This is a genomic window from Propionibacterium freudenreichii subsp. freudenreichii (assembly GCF_000940845.1).
In the GTDB taxonomy this organism is placed as follows: Bacteria; Actinomycetota; Actinomycetes; order Propionibacteriales; family Propionibacteriaceae; genus Propionibacterium; species Propionibacterium freudenreichii.
Genome location: NZ_CP010341.1, coordinates 1,765,380 through 1,781,833, shown reverse-complemented (window position 1 = coordinate 1,781,833; position 16,454 = coordinate 1,765,380). Strand labels below are relative to the sequence as shown.

Here is a 16,454-nt window from a genome sequence, read left to right as displayed (position 1 = left end):
GTCACATGTCTACGGGGGTTGGCCACCCTGCTCGATGGATCCCCGCATCAGGTCATACACTTTTTGCATGACCACTGACGGGGCGACCCATCCACTCGATCGTAGCCTCACCCCCGCCGTGCTGCGCCTGTTGGTGTTGGTGGAGGACCTCGGCGGAGTGGGGGCGGCGGCCCGGGCCTGCGGCGTCAGTCAGCCCAGCGCCTCACGGGCGTTGGCCGGCGTGGAGGGGCGATTGGGTTGCCTGTTGTTGCGACGCACCGCATTGGGATCGTCGCTCACCCCGGAGGGACTGGCGCTGGCTGCGCAGGCGCGCCTGGTGCTCAAGGCCTACGACCAGTTGGAATCGCTGGCCCATGACCTGTCGCGGGGCACGCCCGGGCATGTGCGCCTTGCCGCCAGCCGCACCGTGGGGGAGCAACTCGTGCCAGGTTGGTTGGGCGCACTGGCAGGGCAGCGGGGTGACCTGCAGGTATCGTTCCACGTGGGGAATTCCGATGCCGTGATCCAACAGGTGCGCGCCGGTGAGGTGCCGTTGGGCTTCGTCGAGGTGCCAACCCCGCCGGTGGGTCTGGCCCACGAGATCCTGCTCTATGACCGGCTGGTGGTGATCGCGCCGCCGAACCATCTCTGGGTGGGGCGTCCGGTCGGCTTGGACGACCTGGCCGCCGCGCACCTCGTGGAGCGCGAACCCGGGTCGGGAACGCGCTCCATGGTGGACACGGTGCTGCCACACCGGGCAAGCCCGGCAGCGGAGTTCGATTCGAACACGGCCATCGTGCGTGCCGTCGCGGCCGGCCTCGGACCGGCGGTGCTCAGCGAACTCACGATCGGTGAGAATGCCCGCACCGGGGACGTCGTCGTGGTGCCCTGGGCGCACGATCCGCCGAAGCGACCATTGTGCGCCATCTGGCAGAGCGCCCTGACGTCATCGCGCCTGGTGCGTGACATCCTCACCGTCGTGCGTGCCGACATCGCTGCGGCTGACTGACCCTCAGCAGCAGCCCGTCGACACATTCTGTTCATCGAAGTCGGCCCGCCACCGCCAGAACTCCCGGGCGCTCATCGGCGCGTGGTCGGGATGCTCACGCTCATGGCGTTCGACGTAGTGGTCGTAAGCCGATTCTCCGGTGAAGTCGCGCCACAGCTCACGCCAGCCCGCCAGTGTGTCGGCGAGCCGGCGCAGGCGGTGAGCAGTGTCAATGCTCATGGCGTGCCTTCTCCTCGGCGATGCGCTCGGTCTTCTTCAGGCCGGGAATCAATGCCGGGTCACCCACCTCGTGGTATTCGGCCACCAGCTTCTTGTCGAGCTTGGAGGCGAACAAGCCGCCGGGGGCGAAGAAGTTCGACTCCTGGTGCGGATCCTCCGAGGTGGTCGTACCACCGGTGCGCAATACCTTCACCACGCGGATGATCGCGCAGATCAGCACGAACACCACCGCCGCCAGGAAGGCGATGGACAGGGTTCCCTGAATGAAGGTATTGCGGATGATGGCCTTCTGGATCTCGACCTTGGCCGGATCGGTCAGCGTCGTCAGCAGCTTGCGGGCATTGCGCCACTGCTGCCAATAGCCCACCAGTGGATCGGTGGAGAAGATCTTCTCCCACGACGCGGTGAAGGTGACCGCGGCGTCGAACAGGAAGGGTACCAGCGGAATCCACACGTACTTCTTGTAGCCCTTGCGAATCACCATGACGGTGCACAACAACAGGGCCACTGCGGCAATCAACTGGTTCGCAATGCCGAACAGCGGATACAACGTCTGGATGCCGCCACGCGGATCGGTGACGCCCATCAGCAGCAGGGAGCCCCAGGCAGCCACCACCAGGGCGGTACTGCTCCAGGCGCCCACGCGCCACGAGGGATCCTTGAACTTCTTGAAGGCATTGCCCAGCGCATCCGACACCTGGAAGCGGGCCACTCGGGTCACCGCGTCCACTGCGGACAGGATGAACAGCGCCTCGAACATGATGGCGAAGTGGTACCAGAAGCCCATCATCGTCTTGCCGCCGCCGATCTGGTGCAGGATGTGCGCCATGCCGGTAGCCAGGGTCGGGGCGCCGCCGGTGCGCGAGACCACGGAGGGCTCGCCCACGTCGTTGGCCACCTGCTTCAGGGCGTCAGCACCGTAGTAGACCTTGTCGTTGCCGTTCTCGTCCCACGAGTCCCAGGTGGCCTGGATCTTGTTGCCATGGGCATCGGTGACGCCGAGGTTCCCGACGGCCTCGGCCGTGATCTGCTCGCGGTTGCCGTCGGCGGCCTGCACCACGGCGGGGCCGGCCAGCTTGTCGACGGTGGCCTCAGAGGTGTTCATGCCGAAGTAGACGCCCTGGTTGAGCGACACGGCCGCGGCCAGCGCCATGATGGCCACGAACGACTCCATGAGCATGCCGCCGTAGCCGATCATGCGGGTTTGTGATTCCTTCTGGATCATCTTCGGGGTGGTGCCCGACGAGACCATGGCATGCATGCCCGACAGGGCCCCACAGGCGATGGTGATGAACAGGAAGGGGAACAGCTTGCCGGCGAACACGGGGCCGGCGGTGTTGGAGGCGAATTCGGTGACGGCCGGCATCTCGACGATGGGCCGCACGATGATGATGCCCAGGGCCAGCACCACGATGGTGCCGACCTTCATGAAGGTGGACAGGTAGTCGCGCGGGGTGAGCAGCACCCACACCGGCAACACCGCGGCGAAGAAGCCGTAGACGATCATCGCCCACACCAGTGCGGTGGGCGACAGGTGCAGGTACTTGCCGAAGGCGGAGGTGGAGACCCAGCGCCCGGCAATGATCACGCCGATCAGCAGCGCGCAGCCGACGATGGACACCTGGGTGATCTTGCCCGGCGAGATGTAGCGCAGCCACAGGCCCATGCCGACGGCGATCGGGATGGTGCAACCCACCGAGAACACGCCCCAGGGGGAGGCGGCCAGGGCATTCACGCAGACCATGGCGAGCACGGCGAGCACGATCATGAGCATCACCAGCACGGCGATGGTTGCCACGGTGCCGCCGATCCGGCCGATCTCATCGGTGGCCATCTGGCCCAGTGAGCGGCCGCCGCGGCGCATCGAGAAGAACAGCACGAGCATGTCCTGCACGGCACCGGCGACGCAGACGCCGAGGATGATCCACAGGGTGCCGGGCAGGTAGCCCATCTGGGCCGCGAGCACCGGACCGACCAGCGGACCGGCACCGGCGATGGCCGCGAAGTGGTGGCCATAGAGCACCACCCGGTTGGTGGGGTCGAAGTCCTTGCCATTGTTGATGCGCTCGGCCGGCGTGGCATTCGTGTCGTCGGGGCGCATGATCTTGCGTTGGATATACAGGCCGTAGAACCGGTAGGCAATGGCATAGGTACACACGGCGGTGACCACGAACCAGATCGTGTTCACTTCCTCACCGCGCACGATGGCGAGCATTGTCCAACCGAGCACTCCAAGGGCCGTGATCACCACCCACACGATGACCTTCCGGACCGTCCATTTGTTATGCGGCTTGACGCCGATGGGTACACCCGCCTTATTGCGGATGATGAGCTTCTCTTCCTCCGGTGTGTAGGAAGGCAGCCCTTCTTTGACAGCTGCTGACATGTTGTTCTCTCGTCTTTGGGAGGTGCATGGATGGCATGAAGCCGTTGACGCAGTCAGCATAGGAAAATGGGGGTTCATTCGGGGTCTGTCCATGAGAATCATCAGGGATGGAACCAGAATGGATCAATCGCAACCAGAATGTGCACCGGGGAGGGGAGCGCGGCCTGTCCCGGCCCGCGCGGCCGCGCTGTGGCCCATGATGGATAGGGACGGGTGCCGCGCCAGTGGTGGTGCGGCGATTGCCGACACGACACGACACGACGCGGTGCGCTGGTCGTGGCCGGACCCGTCGGGATGTACAGCTCATGCAGGACGCACAGCTCAGACAAACGGCACAGGCCAGGCAAGAGGCACCGGTCAGGAAGGTGGGATGAAGATGTCCCGGATCATCATTTCCCCGGATTCGTTCAAGGGAACCATCAGTGGCGAGGACTCCGCCGCGGCGCTCGGCGCGGGCTGGGCCCGGGTGCGACCCGACGATGAGGTCATGGCATTGCCGCAGGCCGACGGCGGCGAGGGCACCTGTGCGGTGATCGCCGATGCCGTTCCCGGGGCCCGGTGGATGTCCACTCCCGAGCCGGTCACCGGACCCGATGGACGTCCCGCGCCCGGCCGCTGGGTCGTGCTGCCCTCCGGCGAGGCGATCGTGGAATTGGCGATCCCCTCGGGCCTCACGCTCATGGCGGCCAAGGACCCGCGCGGGGCCCACACCCGTGGCCTGGGGCAGGTGCTGCGGGCAGCGGTCGCGGCAGGTGCCGACCGAATCTCGGTGGGCCTGGGCGGTTCGGCGTCCACCGATGGCGGCGTGGGGGCCATGCGGGAGCTCGGCGTGCGATTCCTGACCGCCGACGGCACCGAGATCGGCGACGGGGGAGCCGGCCTGGCTGACTTGGCGTCCATCGATCGCTCGGCGATGGTGGCCCCGCCAGCAGGTGGCGTGCGCCTGCTGTGCGATGTGCGCAGCCCCCTGACGGGCCCCGAGGGTTCCGCGGCCGTCTTCGGGCCCCAGAAGGGCGCCACGCCCGCGGACATTGCCTATCTGGACGCTGCCCTGGCCCACCTGGCCGAGGTCAGCGGGGGCGACGCGGACTTCCCGGGCACCGGCGCTGCCGGGGGCACTGCCTTCGGGCTGATGAGCCTGTGGGGCGCGTCCATCGTCTCGGGGGCCGAGGAAGTGGCCAGGCTCACCGGGCTCGCGGATGCCCTGGCTCGCGCCGACCTGGCCCTCACCGGTGAGGGCTCCTTCGACGTCTCGTCGCTGGCCGGCAAGGCGGTGGCGGCCATCATCGATGCCGCAGCCGCCAGTGGGACCTCCTGCGTGGTGGTCGCCGGCGGGTTCACCGATGAGGGTCGTGCCGCCCTGACCCGGCGCGGCATCGGGTGCCTCAGCCTCACCGAGCTGGCCGGCTCCTCCGGGGAGGCCATGGCGCACCCCGCCCGCTACCTGGGGGAGGCCGGTGCGCGGATAGCGCAGCAGTTCTCTGGTTGAGCAACGCCCTCACCCGGTGGCGAAGGGTCCGGCAACCCCGCAGGACCTTCGGTGCTTCCGGGAGGATCGGGATCGGTTCAGGCGCGTTGCGCCGCGCGCCTGACCATGAGCGAGCCGATCAGGCCAAGGACCAGCATCGCGGCGGCGATGCCCATGGACCACTGGGCCGCCCGTGAGAATCCCTGGGCCATCACCTCGGCAACGCGGGGTCCCAGCTCCCCGAGCTGTCCGTGGCCACCCTGTGCGGCGACGGTAGCGATCGAGCCCCCTGCGGAGCCCCGCAGCGAGTCGACGAGCCCCGACACCGCAGCCGCTGGCATGCCGGGGATGGCCGACAGCAGGCCGGGCACGATCCTGCCCAGCGCCACCGACAGGGCCGTGCCGGAGATGGCCGCGCCCAGTGCAGATCCGAGTTGGCGCACCGTCGATTGGGTTGCCGATCCTTCGCCCGACTGGGCCACCGGCACCCTGCCCAGCACCAGGCTGGTCAGTTGGGCGGAGGCCAGTCCCAGTCCGACCCCGTAGATGATCAGGGTCCCGGCGAACCACAACGGCGACATCGAGGGCTTCATGATGGTCACCGAGATGGCCACGCCGATGATCTCGAGCAGCAACCCCAGCTGCACCACCCGCGCGGCCCCCAGCGCGGCGGCGAGTTTGCGGGCCAGGGCACCCGAGACCATGGCGCCCAAGGCCATCGCCATGAGCACCAGCCCGGCCCGGATCGTCGACAGGCCCACGGCGTTCACCAGGTAGAGCGGCAGCACGAAGACCAGCGCGAACTCACCGGCCGATACCGCCCCGGCCGTCAGATTGCCCCACGAGAACGACGGGATCGAGAACAGGCGCATGTCGAGCGTCACGGCCTTGTGCCGGGCGCCGCGCAGGCGCTCGACCACGACGAACGCCACGATCAGTGCCGCGCCGACGAACAACGCCACCGGCGTCACCGAGACTGCCCACCCGGTGGGCCATTCAATGCCGGCCACCGAGAACGGCGCCGTGGGGCTCCACCATCCATAGGTGTTCCCCTCGATGAGGCCAAAGACGAACAGCGCCGCGCCCAGTGAGGCCAGGACGGTGCCGGGCACGTCGAGGAAGGACAACGGACCACGACCCCGCCGGCGGGACGCCCCGGTCGGATCGGAGGCACCCGGCAGGGCCGATGCCCCGCCGGTGTGCGGGACGAACTTCAGTCCCAACGCCACGATCACGATGCCCACCGGAATGTTGACCAGGAAGATCCACCGCCAGCCGATGGTCTCGGTGAAGATGCCGCCGAGCAATGGACCCAGGGCGGCGGCGCCCGACATCACGGCACCCCAGACGCCGAAGGCGGCGGCCCGGTCCCGGCCGCGGAACGAGGCCGACACGATCGACAGGGTGGAGGGCATGATCATGGCCGCGCCGATGGCCTGCACCGTGCGGCTGGCGAGCAGGGGAGCGGCGGCGCCCGACAGGGCGGCCAGGCCGGATCCAGCCATGAACACGACGATGCCGATGAGGAACAACGCCTTGCGGCCCTTCTCGTCACCGAGCTTGCCCAAGGGCAGCAGCAGCGCCGCCAACACGATGTTGTACAGCGAGGTGACCCATTGCGCATCGGTCAGGCTGATGCCGATCGAGTCGATGATCGTCGGCATCGCCACGGACACGATGGTGCCGTCCAGCACGATGATCGCCAGGCCGGCGGCCAACACCCACAGGGCCTTCCAGGGCGGTGCGGTGGGCGATCCGCCGGGAGCATCGCGGTGCGAATCCGCCGCGGGCCCCTCGAGGGCGCGTGACGCCCGCTCACCTGCCGTCAGGTCGTCACCGGTGGCGGCGATTCCTCGTTCGGCCCTCATGACAGCACCTTGTCTTCCGGGTCTTCCAGGTGGTTTTCCACGTGGTTTCCCGGGTGGTTCCAGGGGTCGCACGCGAAGCCGTGCCGGGCTCGGCGGGGTCCATGGGCTCGATGGGGACTGCGCGGTTCGAGACACCCTGTCGCAAACATGATGCGACTATATGTCGCGATCCCGGAATCCGACAAGGCCCACCTGTCGGCCTCAGAAGTCGGCGATGACGAGCTTCTTCATCGCGAGCATCTTCTGGTAGGCGCCGGGCCGGGCCATGAGCTCCTCCATCGCCGCGGGCACCACCTGCCAGCTGACGCCGAATCGGTCCTTGCACCAGCCGCACTGCTCGGCCTCGGGCACTGCTGACAGGGCCTGCCAGAAGTGGTCGATCTCGGCCTGGTCAGCGCACTGCACGGTCAGGCTCACGGCCTCGTTGAAGTCGAACCCTTCGGGCAACTGTGCGCCCGAATCCATCGCGCTGAACCATTGGCCGGCCAGTTGGAAGTCGGAGAACAGGATCGTGCCGTCCGGTTGGCCCTGGTCGGGCTGGTAGCCGACGACCGTGCCCTGCCGTGCGTCGGGGAACACGCTCGTCCAGTACTGCAACGCCTCGTGGGCCCGGGCGGAGCGGTAGGGGAACATGAACTGCGGGATGACGAACGGACGCGGCTCGCCGGCGGGGTCGGTGAGCATCAGCTGCCAGTTCACCCCGAAACGGTCCTGCAACCACCCGTAGCGGGCCGACCAGTCGTAACTGTCGAGGTCCATCAGCGCCGAACCGCCGTCGATGAGGCGCGTCCACAGGGCATCCAGCCGGTCGCGGGCGTCGGGCATGGTGGACGGGTCGAAGTTGAGCATGAACGAGATCGACGGGTTGATCGCGAATTCCGGCCCGGCGTTGATCGCGCTGAACTCGAAGCCGTCGATGGAGAAGCCGATCTCCAGCACCTCGCCGGCGAACTCCTGCTGGAAGTCGGGTAGTCCCTCGGCCGGGTAGTGGGCGATGTGGGTCTGGCGGGCGTCGGGGAACACGTCGAGGTAGAAGTCGACCGCCCCGCGCGCCACGTGGTCGAACCACAGTGACGGAATGATGACTTGGCTCATGCGCCGACGTTACAGGCCGCGATGTCGCGGTATCAGGGCGGGCACCGGATGCTGGGCGGACGTGGGGGTCGCGGCTGCGGTGCCGGGATAGCGTGGCCGGGTGAGCGTCGATTCCTTCCATGTGCCCCATCCCGAGCCCGGCGGCGTCATGCCGTGGGCGATGCAGCTGGTGGTCTACCGTGACCGCCACGAACCCGCGCGTCAGGTGGATGTCTGCGAGGCCACGGCCCGGGCCGTGGTGGCCCTGCTGGACGATGCGCGCTCCGCCGAGGGTGGCCCCTGGCATGACGCGGTGCAGCACTGGGTCGGCGGGCACATCCGCAAGCTCGTCCGTCGTGCGGACGGCAAGCGGTGGGACGATGTGCAGCTGCTCGAGGGGGTCAGCGTCGAACAGGCGGGCCCCGCGGACTTCGGTGTCGCGGCGGCGCGGGCCTTCGTCCCCGGGCCCGAGGAACCGCAGCCGAAGGCCATCGACAAGCTGCAGATCGCCGGCACCAACTTCCCCGACGAGGGCGTGAGCCTGTCGGTGGATGCGCTGGCCGTGGTGGAGGTCAGCCCGTTGGTCGAGATGACCAGCGGGAAGATGGCGGCCCAGTGCGCCCATGCCGCGCAGCGCCTCTATGAGTCGGCCGGAACAGATGGTGACCCGGAATCGACCCGTGCCTCCTGGCGCGCCGACGGCTTCCGACTCCAGGTGGACTTCCCCAGCGTCGAGCAGTGGCACCGCACCCCGCGTCCGGTGAGCATCATCGATGCGGGCTTCACCGAGCTCGGCGGGCTCACCGAGACCACGCGCGCCTATTGGCGGCACTGACCCGCCGGGCGACGGATCACGAACAGGGAGGAAAACCATGAGATTGCCACGACGTGCCGTCCTGGGGGCGATTGGACTTGCGACCCTGGCCGCCTGCTCACGCAATGACCCCATTGGTGCCAGCTCATCGGCCAGCCGGACGGGCCTGGTGGTCGGCTCGCAGCAGTACTACTCGAACGAGATCATCGCCGAGTGCTACGCCCAGGTGCTCGAGGCCAGCGGCATCGCCGTGACGCGCCAGTTCGAGATCGGGCAGCGCGAGGTGTACATCGACGAGATGACCTCGGGCAAGATCGACCTGATCCCCGAATACTCGGGGAACCTGCTGCAGTACTTCAACAAGGACACCCAGGTGACCGACCGCGACGCCGTGCGCGAGGCGGTGGTGAAGGCACTGCCCGCCAGCCTGCATGTGCTCGACCAGGCCGACGCCGGCGACCAGGATTCCTACACGGTCACCAGGGCATCCGCGCAGGAGCATTCCATGTCGTCCATCGGCGACCTGGCGGCCCTGGGCACCACCATCACGGTGGCCGCGAATTCGGAGTTCGCGACGCGGCCCTACGGTCCCACCGGCCTGAAGAGGCTCTACGGGGTGGACGCCACGGTGCTCGGGGTGGAGGACTCCGGAGGCCCCCTGACGGTGAAGGCGCTGCTCGACGGCAAGGTGCAGGCGGCCGACATCTACACCGCCGATCCCTCGATTGCCAGCAACGACCTGGTGGTGCTGTCCGATCCGAAGCACCTCATCCTGGCGCAGAATGTGACGCCCCTCGCCTCGGCGCGGGTTGACGCTGCGGCCGCCGCGGCCATCAACAAGGTGAGCGCCCAGCTGGGCCAGTCGGAGCTGCAGTCGTTGAACTCCCAGAGCGTGACCAAGCAGTTGAAGGCCGCCGACATCGCCCGGGAGTGGCTGCGCGCGAAGTCGCTCGTCTGACCGCGACAGGACTCGGACAGATCGACATAAGGCCTTGTCACGGGCGATGCGCTGGTGGCGAAAAGTTCCCGAATGGTGAGATCGGGGGCATGATGGCCGGGGCCGCGACGGTTGATCAGCTGGCGTTCTGGCCCAGAAGGAGCATCCATGTCGAATGTGACATCCACTATCGAGACTGAACCGACGTTGAATCCCAGCCATCGGATCCGACGCCACCTGCCCGTGTGGTTGGCGGTGGTGGCGGTCATTGTCCTGGCAGTGAACCTGCGTCCGGGCGCGACCTCGATCGGTCCGTTGCTCAGCGAACTGCGTGCCGGGCTGCACATGGGCCCGGGCGTGGCGGCGCTGCTGAGTGCGATGCCACCCTTCTGCTTCGCCATCATCGGCGCCTTCGCCGCCCGCATCGGCGGTCGCTTCGGCACCACCCGCACCCTGGCCGTCGCCGCCCTGGTGATCACCGGGGGGCTCCTGGGCCGGGTGCTCGTGCACGGCGAGATGAGCTTCCTGGCGCTCAGCGTGCTCGCGCTGGCCGGCATGGCGGTCGGCAATGTGCTGGCCCCGGTGTTCGTCAAGCGCTTCTTCCCCGGGCATGTGGCCGGCATGATGTCGGTGTACACCACCGTGCTGCCGATCGGTGCCCTGGCGCCGAGCCTGCTCGTGCCGGTGATCTTCGCGTCCCATCCGGGCAACTGGCAGCTCAACCTGGGTGTGTGGGGTGCCACGGCCGCCGTCGCACTGGTGGTGTGGGTGGTGGTCGCCGCCATCGCGCCCCATGCCGGGCACATGCGTGACATGACCGAGGGCGCCGTGCAGCGCAAGGGTCCGACGATGTGGGAGATCGCGCGCACCCGCAAGGGGCTGGCGCTCGGACTGTTCTTCGGGCTGCAGTCCATGCAGGCCTATGTGTCCTTCGGGTGGTTGCCGCAGATCTTCCGGGACGCCGGCCTGTCGGTGGCCCAGGCGAGCCTGTTGCTGTCGCTGTTCAACGTGATTGCCATTCCCGGCGGGCTGGTGATGCCCATCGTCGCCCAGAAGCTGACGCGGCCCACCGGCATGATCGTGGTGCTGGGTATCCTGCTGGCCGGCGGCTATGTCGGGCTGTTGCTCGCCCCGGCCGCGCTGCCGTGGTTGTGGACGATCATGCTCTCGCTGTCGGGCTGGGCCTTCCCGCTGGCCATTGCCCTGGTGGCCGAACGCAGCCGCGATCCGCTGGTGACCGCGCAGCTGTCCGGGTTCTCCCAGGCCCTCGGCTATCTGATTGCCGGCGTCGGCACCTGGCTCGTGGGCGCCGTGCACGGAATCACCAACGGGTGGACCGTGCCGCTGGTGGCCCTGATCATCAGTGCCGTCCTGTTCGTCACCTTCGGCATCATCGCCTCGGCGCGCGGTGACGTCGACGACGAGCTGCCGGCATTCGCCCGCTGAGCCCGGACGTCATCCCCCGGCCTTGGTCGGGGGAGCCTGATCTGCACGAGATGTGACATGACGGTCGCAGCCCGGCCCACTTGGCCGGGCTGCGACCGTCCCTCACGTCGTGGGCTGGTCGTCCCCCTTGTTCCGTCGTGCCGGTGGACGCCCCGGTTTCCGGATGGGCTTCACGTCCTTCGGCAGTCGTCCCGCGCGCCGCAGCGCGTCGCGGAGGACCATCTCCATCTGCGCGTTGGTCGACCGTAGTTCGTCATTGGCCCACCGCTGCAGTGCGTCGTGCACGGCAGGGTCAAGTCGCAGCAGGAGCGTCTTGCGCTCACTCATGGCGCCAGCGGATCAGTTGTAGAGCGTTCCGGCGTTGACCACCGGGGTCGCGCGGGAGTCGGAGCACAGCACCACGAGCAGGTTCGACACCATGGCGGCCTTGCGCCCATCGTCAAGTGCCACGATGTCCTGCTCCTCCAGCTGGTTGAGGGCGTTCTGCACCATGGTCACGGCGCCCTCGACGATCTTCTCGCGCGCGGCGATCACCGCCGAGGCCTGCTGGCGTTGCAGCATGGCCTGGGCGATCTCGGGGGCGTAGGCCAGCGAGCTGATGCGGGCCTCGATCACCTCAAGGCCGGCGATGGCGATGCGGGCGGCCACCTCGGCAGCCAGCTCGTCGGCCACCTTCTCGGTGGCCCCGCGCAGCGTCTCGGCGCCGGGCTCCCCGTTGTCATAGGGATGGGCGCCCGCGATGTGGCGCAGCGCCGACTCCGACTGCACGGCCACGAACTCGTGGGCATTCTCCACGGCGAACACCGACTTGGCGGTGTCGGCCACCTGCCACACGATGATGGCGGCGATGTTGACCGGATTGCCCTCGGAGTCGTTGACCTTCAGCTCGTTGGTCTCGAAGTTGTTCACCTTGACCGACACCTTGCGGCGGGTGGTGAGCGGCACGGTCATCACCAGGCCGGTGCGTCGCACTGTGCCGATGTAGGCGCCGAAGAACTGCACTACGCGGGTCTGGCCGGGGCTGATCACCGCCAGGCCACTGAACAGCAGCAGGCCGATGACGGCCAGCACCACGCCCAGCGGTGCGCTGAATTCTGGCATGTCCTCGGCCAGGAAGAGCCAGGCACCAACGGCCAGCAGCGCCAGGGCGATGAGGATCCCGGGCAGCCCGGTGATGGCCCAGGCCCTGCGTTCGTTGATGTCGACGCGGCTTCCCTCGCGTCCTACTGGATGGCCGGCGGGGGAGTGCACCAGGGCATCGTCCGGTAGTGGCGTGCCCGAGGCGTCAGGGGACTGAGGAGTGGTCATGGTGGAATCCTCTCAATGTGATACCAAAGTGATATCACATTATCTGGGAGGTTGGGGCCCTGCCATGACGATGGTGGGCGGACGGGTGCCGGAACGCGCAAGGACGCCGCGTCCGCGGGCGGGTGACTTCCCTCGGAGACGGCGTCCTTGTGGGCCGGCAGGGCCGGGGTGACGGACCTGTCAGTGGTGATTATGTGTGCGTTGGGGCCGGGCTGTCGCTCAGAGCTCGACGTCCTCGTGCACGGTGAGCTCGGGGAACTGGCCGAGGGCGGTGGACAGGTAGCGGTCGCCCGAATCGGGGAGCAGGGCCACGATGCGCTTGCCCTTGTACTCGTCGCGGGCGGCGATCTGCAGGGCGGCGGTCAGGGCAGCACCGGAGCTGATGCCCACGAAGATGCCCTCGGCGGTGCCGAGCAGGCGGGCCTGGGCAATGGAGTCCTCGTCGGTGATGCCCACAACCTCGTCGTAGACCGAACGGTCAAGCGTGTTGGGGACGAAGCCGGTGCCAATGCCCTGGATTCCGTGCGGGCCGGGCTTGCCACCCTCGAGGATCGGGCTCTTGGCGGGCTCGATGCCGATCACCTTGAGGTCGGGCTTCTGTTCCTTCAGGTACTTGCCGGCGCCCGACAGGGTGCCGCCGGTGCCGATTCCGGCAATGAAGACGTCGACGGTGCCGTCGGTGTCCTTCCAGATCTCCGGGCCGGTGGTCTTGTAGTGGATCTCCGGGTTGGCCGGGTTGTCGAACTGGCCGAGGATCACCGAGGAGGGGTCGGCTTCGTGCAGCTGCTTGGCGTAGGCGATGGAGCCCTTGATGGCCAGCGGTCCGGGGGTGAGGATGACCTCGCCGCCGTAGGCCTGGATCAGCGCGCGGCGCTCAACCGACAGGCTGGCGGGAAGCACGACCTTCACCTTGTAGCCGCGGGCGGTGCCCACGGCGGCCAGGCCGATACCGGTGTTGCCCGAGCTGGGCTCGATGATGGTGCCGCCGGGCTTCAGGACGCCGCGCTTCTCGGCGTCGGTAATCATTGCCAGGGCAATGCGGTCCTTCACCGAACCGGCCGGGTTGAAGTACTCCAGCTTGAGGGCGATGTCGGCATCAGGGGCGCCGGCTGCCTTCAGGTAATGGGGTGCGCGCACCAGCGGCGTGTTGAAGATGAGTTCGGTGATGGAATCGTGAATTGCAGACATGCGAGGGCCTTTCGAGTGAGGGAATAGCTTTTGATGAAAGAGAGTTTTCCGTCAATTGCTGTGACGGCGCAGTGAAGAGCTTGAGAGGCCTTCGCGCCGTACTGTCACGAGAGTTCGGGTGTGCAAGCACGCCGGCTCTGACAGGGGAGTTGGGAGGCCCGCCCGGCTAACGCAGAAGTTTGGGAGTATGACCGCACAAAGCTGCGCCGGACTAGCGGCAACAGAGACAACACATCATCACGACGGCATCGCGCGACGACGTCGCGTGGCTCAGGTCGGGAGTGCTGTTCACGTGAATAAACATAGCTGTCGAATTGCCATATGCCAAACCGGTTCAAATTGCGGACAACGCGGGCCGGTGGTCCCGCATTGACGCCGCGGCGGCGCGGGCGGCGGACACGCAATGGGAGGCCACCGGGCGTCGACGCCGACCCTGGCGGCACAATGAATCCCATGGTGGACAAGCAGGGCGATGGGCCGACGCGATGGTCCGATGTGCTGCCGCGTGCCCGTCCCCAGCCCTTCGACCGGCCTTCGCGTCCGTCCGGACGTCCCCGGGTGGTCGGGCTGTTGGTTCACTCGCTGGCTGAGCGTCAGGGTGCCATCGTCGACTCGGTGCAGGCCGTGTGCCGGGAGGTGGGGGCGCGGTTGCTGGTGCGGCACACCTCCCGGGCCGAGCCCGGGCGCGCACAGGTGGTGCAGTTCCTGGACGCCGGGGCCGACACGGTGGTCGTGGCCGGCGGCGACGGGACGGTGCGCTTGGCCGCCGGGGTGCTGGCCGGTGCCGGCGCCAACCAGTGCACCCTGGGCATCCTTGCCGCGGGCTCGGGCAATGTGCTCGCCTCGGCGCTGGGCCTTCGCCGGGGATCGGTGAGCGGTCGTGCGCGGGTCGCCGTGCTGGGCGACCTGGCAGACCTGGACGTCGGGTTGGCCAGCTGTTGGGATGAGCACGGGCAACCCGTGGCGCCGCAACCCTTCTGCACCATGGTCGGCATGGGGCGCGATGCCCTGTCGGTGCAGTCAACCCATCGGCGCACCAAGCGGGTGCTGGGGCCCCTGGCCTATGGAGTGGCGGGGCTGGGGCAGCTTCCCCGTCGCGGCTTCGAGATGTCGTGGCGCACCGACGACACGCCCTGGCGGCGGGGGCGCTATTGGTCAGTGTTGGCGACGAACACGCCCCTGCTGCCGGGAGTAGGACCGTTGCGCGCGGGCGCGGTGCTCGCCGACCGGGCGCGCATGGACGATGGGCTGTTGGACGTGGTGGCCACCCGCCCGGAGAACCCCGGGCATTGGATGGCGATTGCGGCGGCGGGCCTACTCAACACACGGACTGCCACGCATGGCCTGCAGCGGGCCCAGGGGGCGCGGGTCACCATCGAGCCCGATCAACCCTTGCCCGTGCAGGCCGACGGCGACATCATCTGCGCCCGGGCGCGTCAGCTGTCGGCCGAGGTGGGCGGCCATGTGGCGGTCCATATCGGCGACGGTCGCCTGGACTGAGCCGTGTGGACGGCAGCAGCCCGACCGGGTCCGCCGCGGAGGCGCCGCGAGGACCGGCGGACCGCACGGGCCGGTCGCCGCGAGCCGTGATCACAACGCCGCAGTGATGATGGCCGCGATCTGCCTCATCTTCTCGGTGCTGGTGGTCGGCCCGCAGTCGATGCTCACCACATCGGTGGGCCAGCCCTGGGTATCGGGCATGTAGGCGGGCCGTGGCCAGCTCTGCGGCGAGAAGATCCCGCGCCGCGCCAGGGCATCCTCGATCGCCGGCGCGGCCGCCGAACGGATGAGCGGAAAGCATGCGCGCCCCGCATTGAGCACCTCGAGTGGTGCATCGCCAAGTTCCCTGGTCAGTGCGCGGTTGGCCCGGCGTCGGCGACGGGCCTGGCGCGGCAGGTCGAAGATCCCCAACTGCGAGCGGGCCCCGTGGCTGATCGGCACCGGGGTGGTGGCCCGGTCGAACAGCTCCTCGCTACGGGCGAGTTGGGCGAGGTAATCGTCGGCGACCAGAGGCGGGGCCTCCGACAGGTCGGCCGTCGTCGCACTCACCGGCACCGGCGTGCGGGCTTCCAGTGCCGCCGACCGGGTGAGCAGCGTGGATCGGGCCGCGGACAATTCCTCGTCGACCCCACTGCGGGTGGCGGGGGAGTCGGGGGTGATGCCCTCGCGCGACCACAGCAGGGCACCATCGGTCACCGCGACGAGCTTGCGCAGGCTGGCCACGCGAAAGTCGCAGGTCGGCAGGGGTCCAGTGGCTGACGCGCCAGTGGTCGGCAGGGGGCTGGTGGACGACAGTGGGCCGGTTCGCAGGGGGTCGGGCAACAGGTCGTCCAGCACGGCATGGGTGGCGTCGTCCACCACGAGGTGGCCCCCTTCGCGGGCGCGTCGCAACACCGTGGTCAGCGCAGCATCGGGCGCGATCGCACCAACCCGTGACCACACCACCAGGGCCGGCTCATCGGCGTCGTCCAGCGCGGTGCCGAGTGCCGGCGGGTCGAACTGCAGGTTGGCACCCACCTCCACAAAGTGCACGCGCATGCCCTCGAGCCAGAACGGAAGGGCCATCGTGTCGCAGTGATAGCTCGGCAGCAGCGCCAGCCCCACATGATGGTTGCGGCACCATCGGGCGATCAGCGTCAGGGCCTGGCGTCCCGATTCGAGCAGCATGGCGCGCCCCGGGGTGGTCGGCGCGAGTCGGGTGAGTGCCTCGTCGTGACCCTGCCCGGATGCTGGCTGCTCCATGGCAGGCACGCTACCC

Annotated in this window: 14 protein-coding genes; 6 read left to right on the top strand and 8 right to left on the bottom strand. The window is 68.3% G+C overall.

All coding sequences use genetic code 11. The annotated features are described in order from the left end of the window. The first annotated feature begins 67 nt into the window (after positions 1 to 67). The gene (locus RM25_RS07750) at positions 68 to 988 is read left to right on the top strand and encodes a LysR family transcriptional regulator (protein WP_013161517.1); all 921 of its coding nucleotides are present in this window, start codon (positions 68 to 70) and stop codon (positions 986 to 988) included. A 3-nt stretch (positions 989 to 991) separates the two neighbouring features. On the opposite strand, the gene RM25_RS07745 is transcribed toward RM25_RS07750, so the two are convergent. Together RM25_RS07745 and RM25_RS07740 are read right to left on the bottom strand one after the other, a co-directional pair. Beyond that, the gene (locus RM25_RS07745; RefSeq protein WP_013161516.1) at positions 992 to 1,207 is read right to left on the bottom strand and encodes a YbdD/YjiX family protein; all 216 of its coding nucleotides are present in this window, start codon (positions 1,205 to 1,207) and stop codon (positions 992 to 994) included. Then, positions 1,197 to 3,593, bottom strand: coding sequence for a carbon starvation CstA family protein (locus RM25_RS07740; protein WP_044636272.1), 2,397 nt, complete (start codon positions 3,591 to 3,593; stop codon positions 1,197 to 1,199). The genes RM25_RS07745 and RM25_RS07740 overlap by 11 nt, the downstream gene beginning before the upstream one ends. A gap of 370 nt (positions 3,594 to 3,963) precedes the next feature. Between RM25_RS07740 and RM25_RS07735 the strand changes: the two genes are divergently transcribed. Beyond that, positions 3,964 to 5,082 (top strand): glycerate kinase, encoded by a 1,119-nt coding sequence (locus tag RM25_RS07735; RefSeq protein WP_044636271.1) that lies wholly within the window; start codon positions 3,964 to 3,966, stop codon positions 5,080 to 5,082. 77 nt (positions 5,083 to 5,159) lie between these two features. On the opposite strand, the gene RM25_RS07730 is transcribed toward RM25_RS07735, so the two are convergent. Together RM25_RS07730 and RM25_RS07725 are read right to left on the bottom strand one after the other, a co-directional pair. Continuing rightward, positions 5,160 to 6,929 carry an MFS transporter gene (locus RM25_RS07730; protein WP_044636270.1) on the bottom strand — a complete coding sequence of 590 codons (1,770 nt, stop codon included), beginning with the start codon at positions 6,927 to 6,929 and terminating at the stop codon, positions 5,160 to 5,162. Between the two features lie 201 nt (positions 6,930 to 7,130). After that, entirely contained in the window at positions 7,131 to 8,024 is an 894-nt protein-coding gene (locus tag RM25_RS07725; protein WP_044636269.1) for a VOC family protein, read from the bottom strand. Positions 8,025 to 8,184: 160 nt separating this feature from the next. Between RM25_RS07725 and RM25_RS07720 the strand changes: the two genes are divergently transcribed. The 3 genes from RM25_RS07720 to RM25_RS07710 all read left to right on the top strand — a co-directional run bounded on the left by RM25_RS07720 (position 8,185) and on the right by RM25_RS07710 (position 11,200). After that, entirely contained in the window at positions 8,185 to 8,838 is a 654-nt protein-coding gene (locus RM25_RS07720; protein ID WP_036942849.1) for an aminoacyl-tRNA hydrolase, read from the top strand. Between the two features lie 37 nt (positions 8,839 to 8,875). Further along, positions 8,876 to 9,775 carry an ABC transporter substrate-binding protein gene (locus tag RM25_RS07715; RefSeq protein WP_013161510.1) on the top strand — a complete coding sequence of 300 codons (900 nt, stop codon included), beginning with the start codon at positions 8,876 to 8,878 and terminating at the stop codon, positions 9,773 to 9,775. A gap of 147 nt (positions 9,776 to 9,922) precedes the next feature. Further along, positions 9,923 to 11,200 (top strand): MFS transporter, encoded by a 1,278-nt coding sequence (locus RM25_RS07710; RefSeq protein WP_052809153.1) that lies wholly within the window; start codon positions 9,923 to 9,925, stop codon positions 11,198 to 11,200. Positions 11,201 to 11,302: 102 nt separating this feature from the next. On the opposite strand, the gene RM25_RS07705 is transcribed toward RM25_RS07710, so the two are convergent. The 3 genes from RM25_RS07705 to cysK form a co-directional block, all read right to left on the bottom strand. Next, on the bottom strand, positions 11,303 to 11,527 hold the full coding sequence (locus RM25_RS07705; RefSeq protein ID WP_036942816.1) for a type II toxin-antitoxin system antitoxin: 225 nt from the start codon (positions 11,525 to 11,527) through the stop codon (positions 11,303 to 11,305). A 12-nt stretch (positions 11,528 to 11,539) separates the two neighbouring features. Beyond that, positions 11,540 to 12,508, bottom strand: a complete 969-nt coding sequence (locus RM25_RS07700; RefSeq protein WP_044636268.1) for an SPFH domain-containing protein — start codon at positions 12,506 to 12,508, stop codon at positions 11,540 to 11,542. A gap of 219 nt (positions 12,509 to 12,727) precedes the next feature. After that, a complete protein-coding gene (gene cysK, locus RM25_RS07695) occupies positions 12,728 to 13,696 on the bottom strand; it encodes a cysteine synthase A (RefSeq protein WP_044636267.1) in 969 nt (322 codons plus the stop codon). A gap of 453 nt (positions 13,697 to 14,149) precedes the next feature. Between cysK and RM25_RS11940 the strand changes: the two genes are divergently transcribed. Further along, positions 14,150 to 15,196, top strand: coding sequence for a diacylglycerol/lipid kinase family protein (locus RM25_RS11940; RefSeq protein WP_060759123.1), 1,047 nt, complete (start codon positions 14,150 to 14,152; stop codon positions 15,194 to 15,196). Positions 15,197 to 15,286: 90 nt separating this feature from the next. Here RM25_RS11940 and RM25_RS07685 read toward each other — a convergent pair whose 3' ends face one another. After that, positions 15,287 to 16,438, bottom strand: coding sequence for a hypothetical protein (locus tag RM25_RS07685; RefSeq protein ID WP_044636266.1), 1,152 nt, complete (start codon positions 16,436 to 16,438; stop codon positions 15,287 to 15,289). Between the last annotated feature and the right edge of the window lie 16 nt (positions 16,439 to 16,454).

What these genes read in the sequence shown, in the direction of transcription:
- RM25_RS07700 (WP_044636268.1), bottom strand. Translation starts at nt 12,508, where the DNA reads ATGACCACTCCTCAGTCCCCTGACGCCTCGGGCACGCCACTACCGGAC.
- cysK (WP_044636267.1), bottom strand. Translation starts at nt 13,696, where the DNA reads ATGTCTGCAATTCACGATTCCATCACCGAACTCATCTTCAACACGCCG.
- RM25_RS07740 (WP_044636272.1), bottom strand. Translation starts at nt 3,593, where the DNA reads ATGTCAGCAGCTGTCAAAGAAGGGCTGCCTTCCTACACACCGGAGGAA.
- RM25_RS07750 (WP_013161517.1), top strand. Translation starts at nt 68, where the DNA reads ATGACCACTGACGGGGCGACCCATCCACTCGATCGTAGCCTCACCCCC.
- RM25_RS07725 (WP_044636269.1), bottom strand. Translation starts at nt 8,024, where the DNA reads ATGAGCCAAGTCATCATTCCGTCACTGTGGTTCGACCACGTGGCGCGC.
- RM25_RS07720 (WP_036942849.1), top strand. Translation starts at nt 8,185, where the DNA reads ATGCAGCTGGTGGTCTACCGTGACCGCCACGAACCCGCGCGTCAGGTG.
- RM25_RS07745 (WP_013161516.1), bottom strand. Translation starts at nt 1,207, where the DNA reads ATGAGCATTGACACTGCTCACCGCCTGCGCCGGCTCGCCGACACACTG.
- RM25_RS07730 (WP_044636270.1), bottom strand. Translation starts at nt 6,929, where the DNA reads ATGAGGGCCGAACGAGGAATCGCCGCCACCGGTGACGACCTGACGGCA.
- RM25_RS07685 (WP_044636266.1), bottom strand. Translation starts at nt 16,438, where the DNA reads ATGGAGCAGCCAGCATCCGGGCAGGGTCACGACGAGGCACTCACCCGA.
- RM25_RS07735 (WP_044636271.1), top strand. Translation starts at nt 3,964, where the DNA reads ATGAAGATGTCCCGGATCATCATTTCCCCGGATTCGTTCAAGGGAACC.
- RM25_RS07710 (WP_052809153.1), top strand. Translation starts at nt 9,923, where the DNA reads ATGTCGAATGTGACATCCACTATCGAGACTGAACCGACGTTGAATCCC.
- RM25_RS07715 (WP_013161510.1), top strand. Translation starts at nt 8,876, where the DNA reads ATGAGATTGCCACGACGTGCCGTCCTGGGGGCGATTGGACTTGCGACC.
- RM25_RS11940 (WP_060759123.1), top strand. Translation starts at nt 14,150, where the DNA reads ATGGTGGACAAGCAGGGCGATGGGCCGACGCGATGGTCCGATGTGCTG.
- RM25_RS07705 (WP_036942816.1), bottom strand. Translation starts at nt 11,527, where the DNA reads ATGAGTGAGCGCAAGACGCTCCTGCTGCGACTTGACCCTGCCGTGCAC.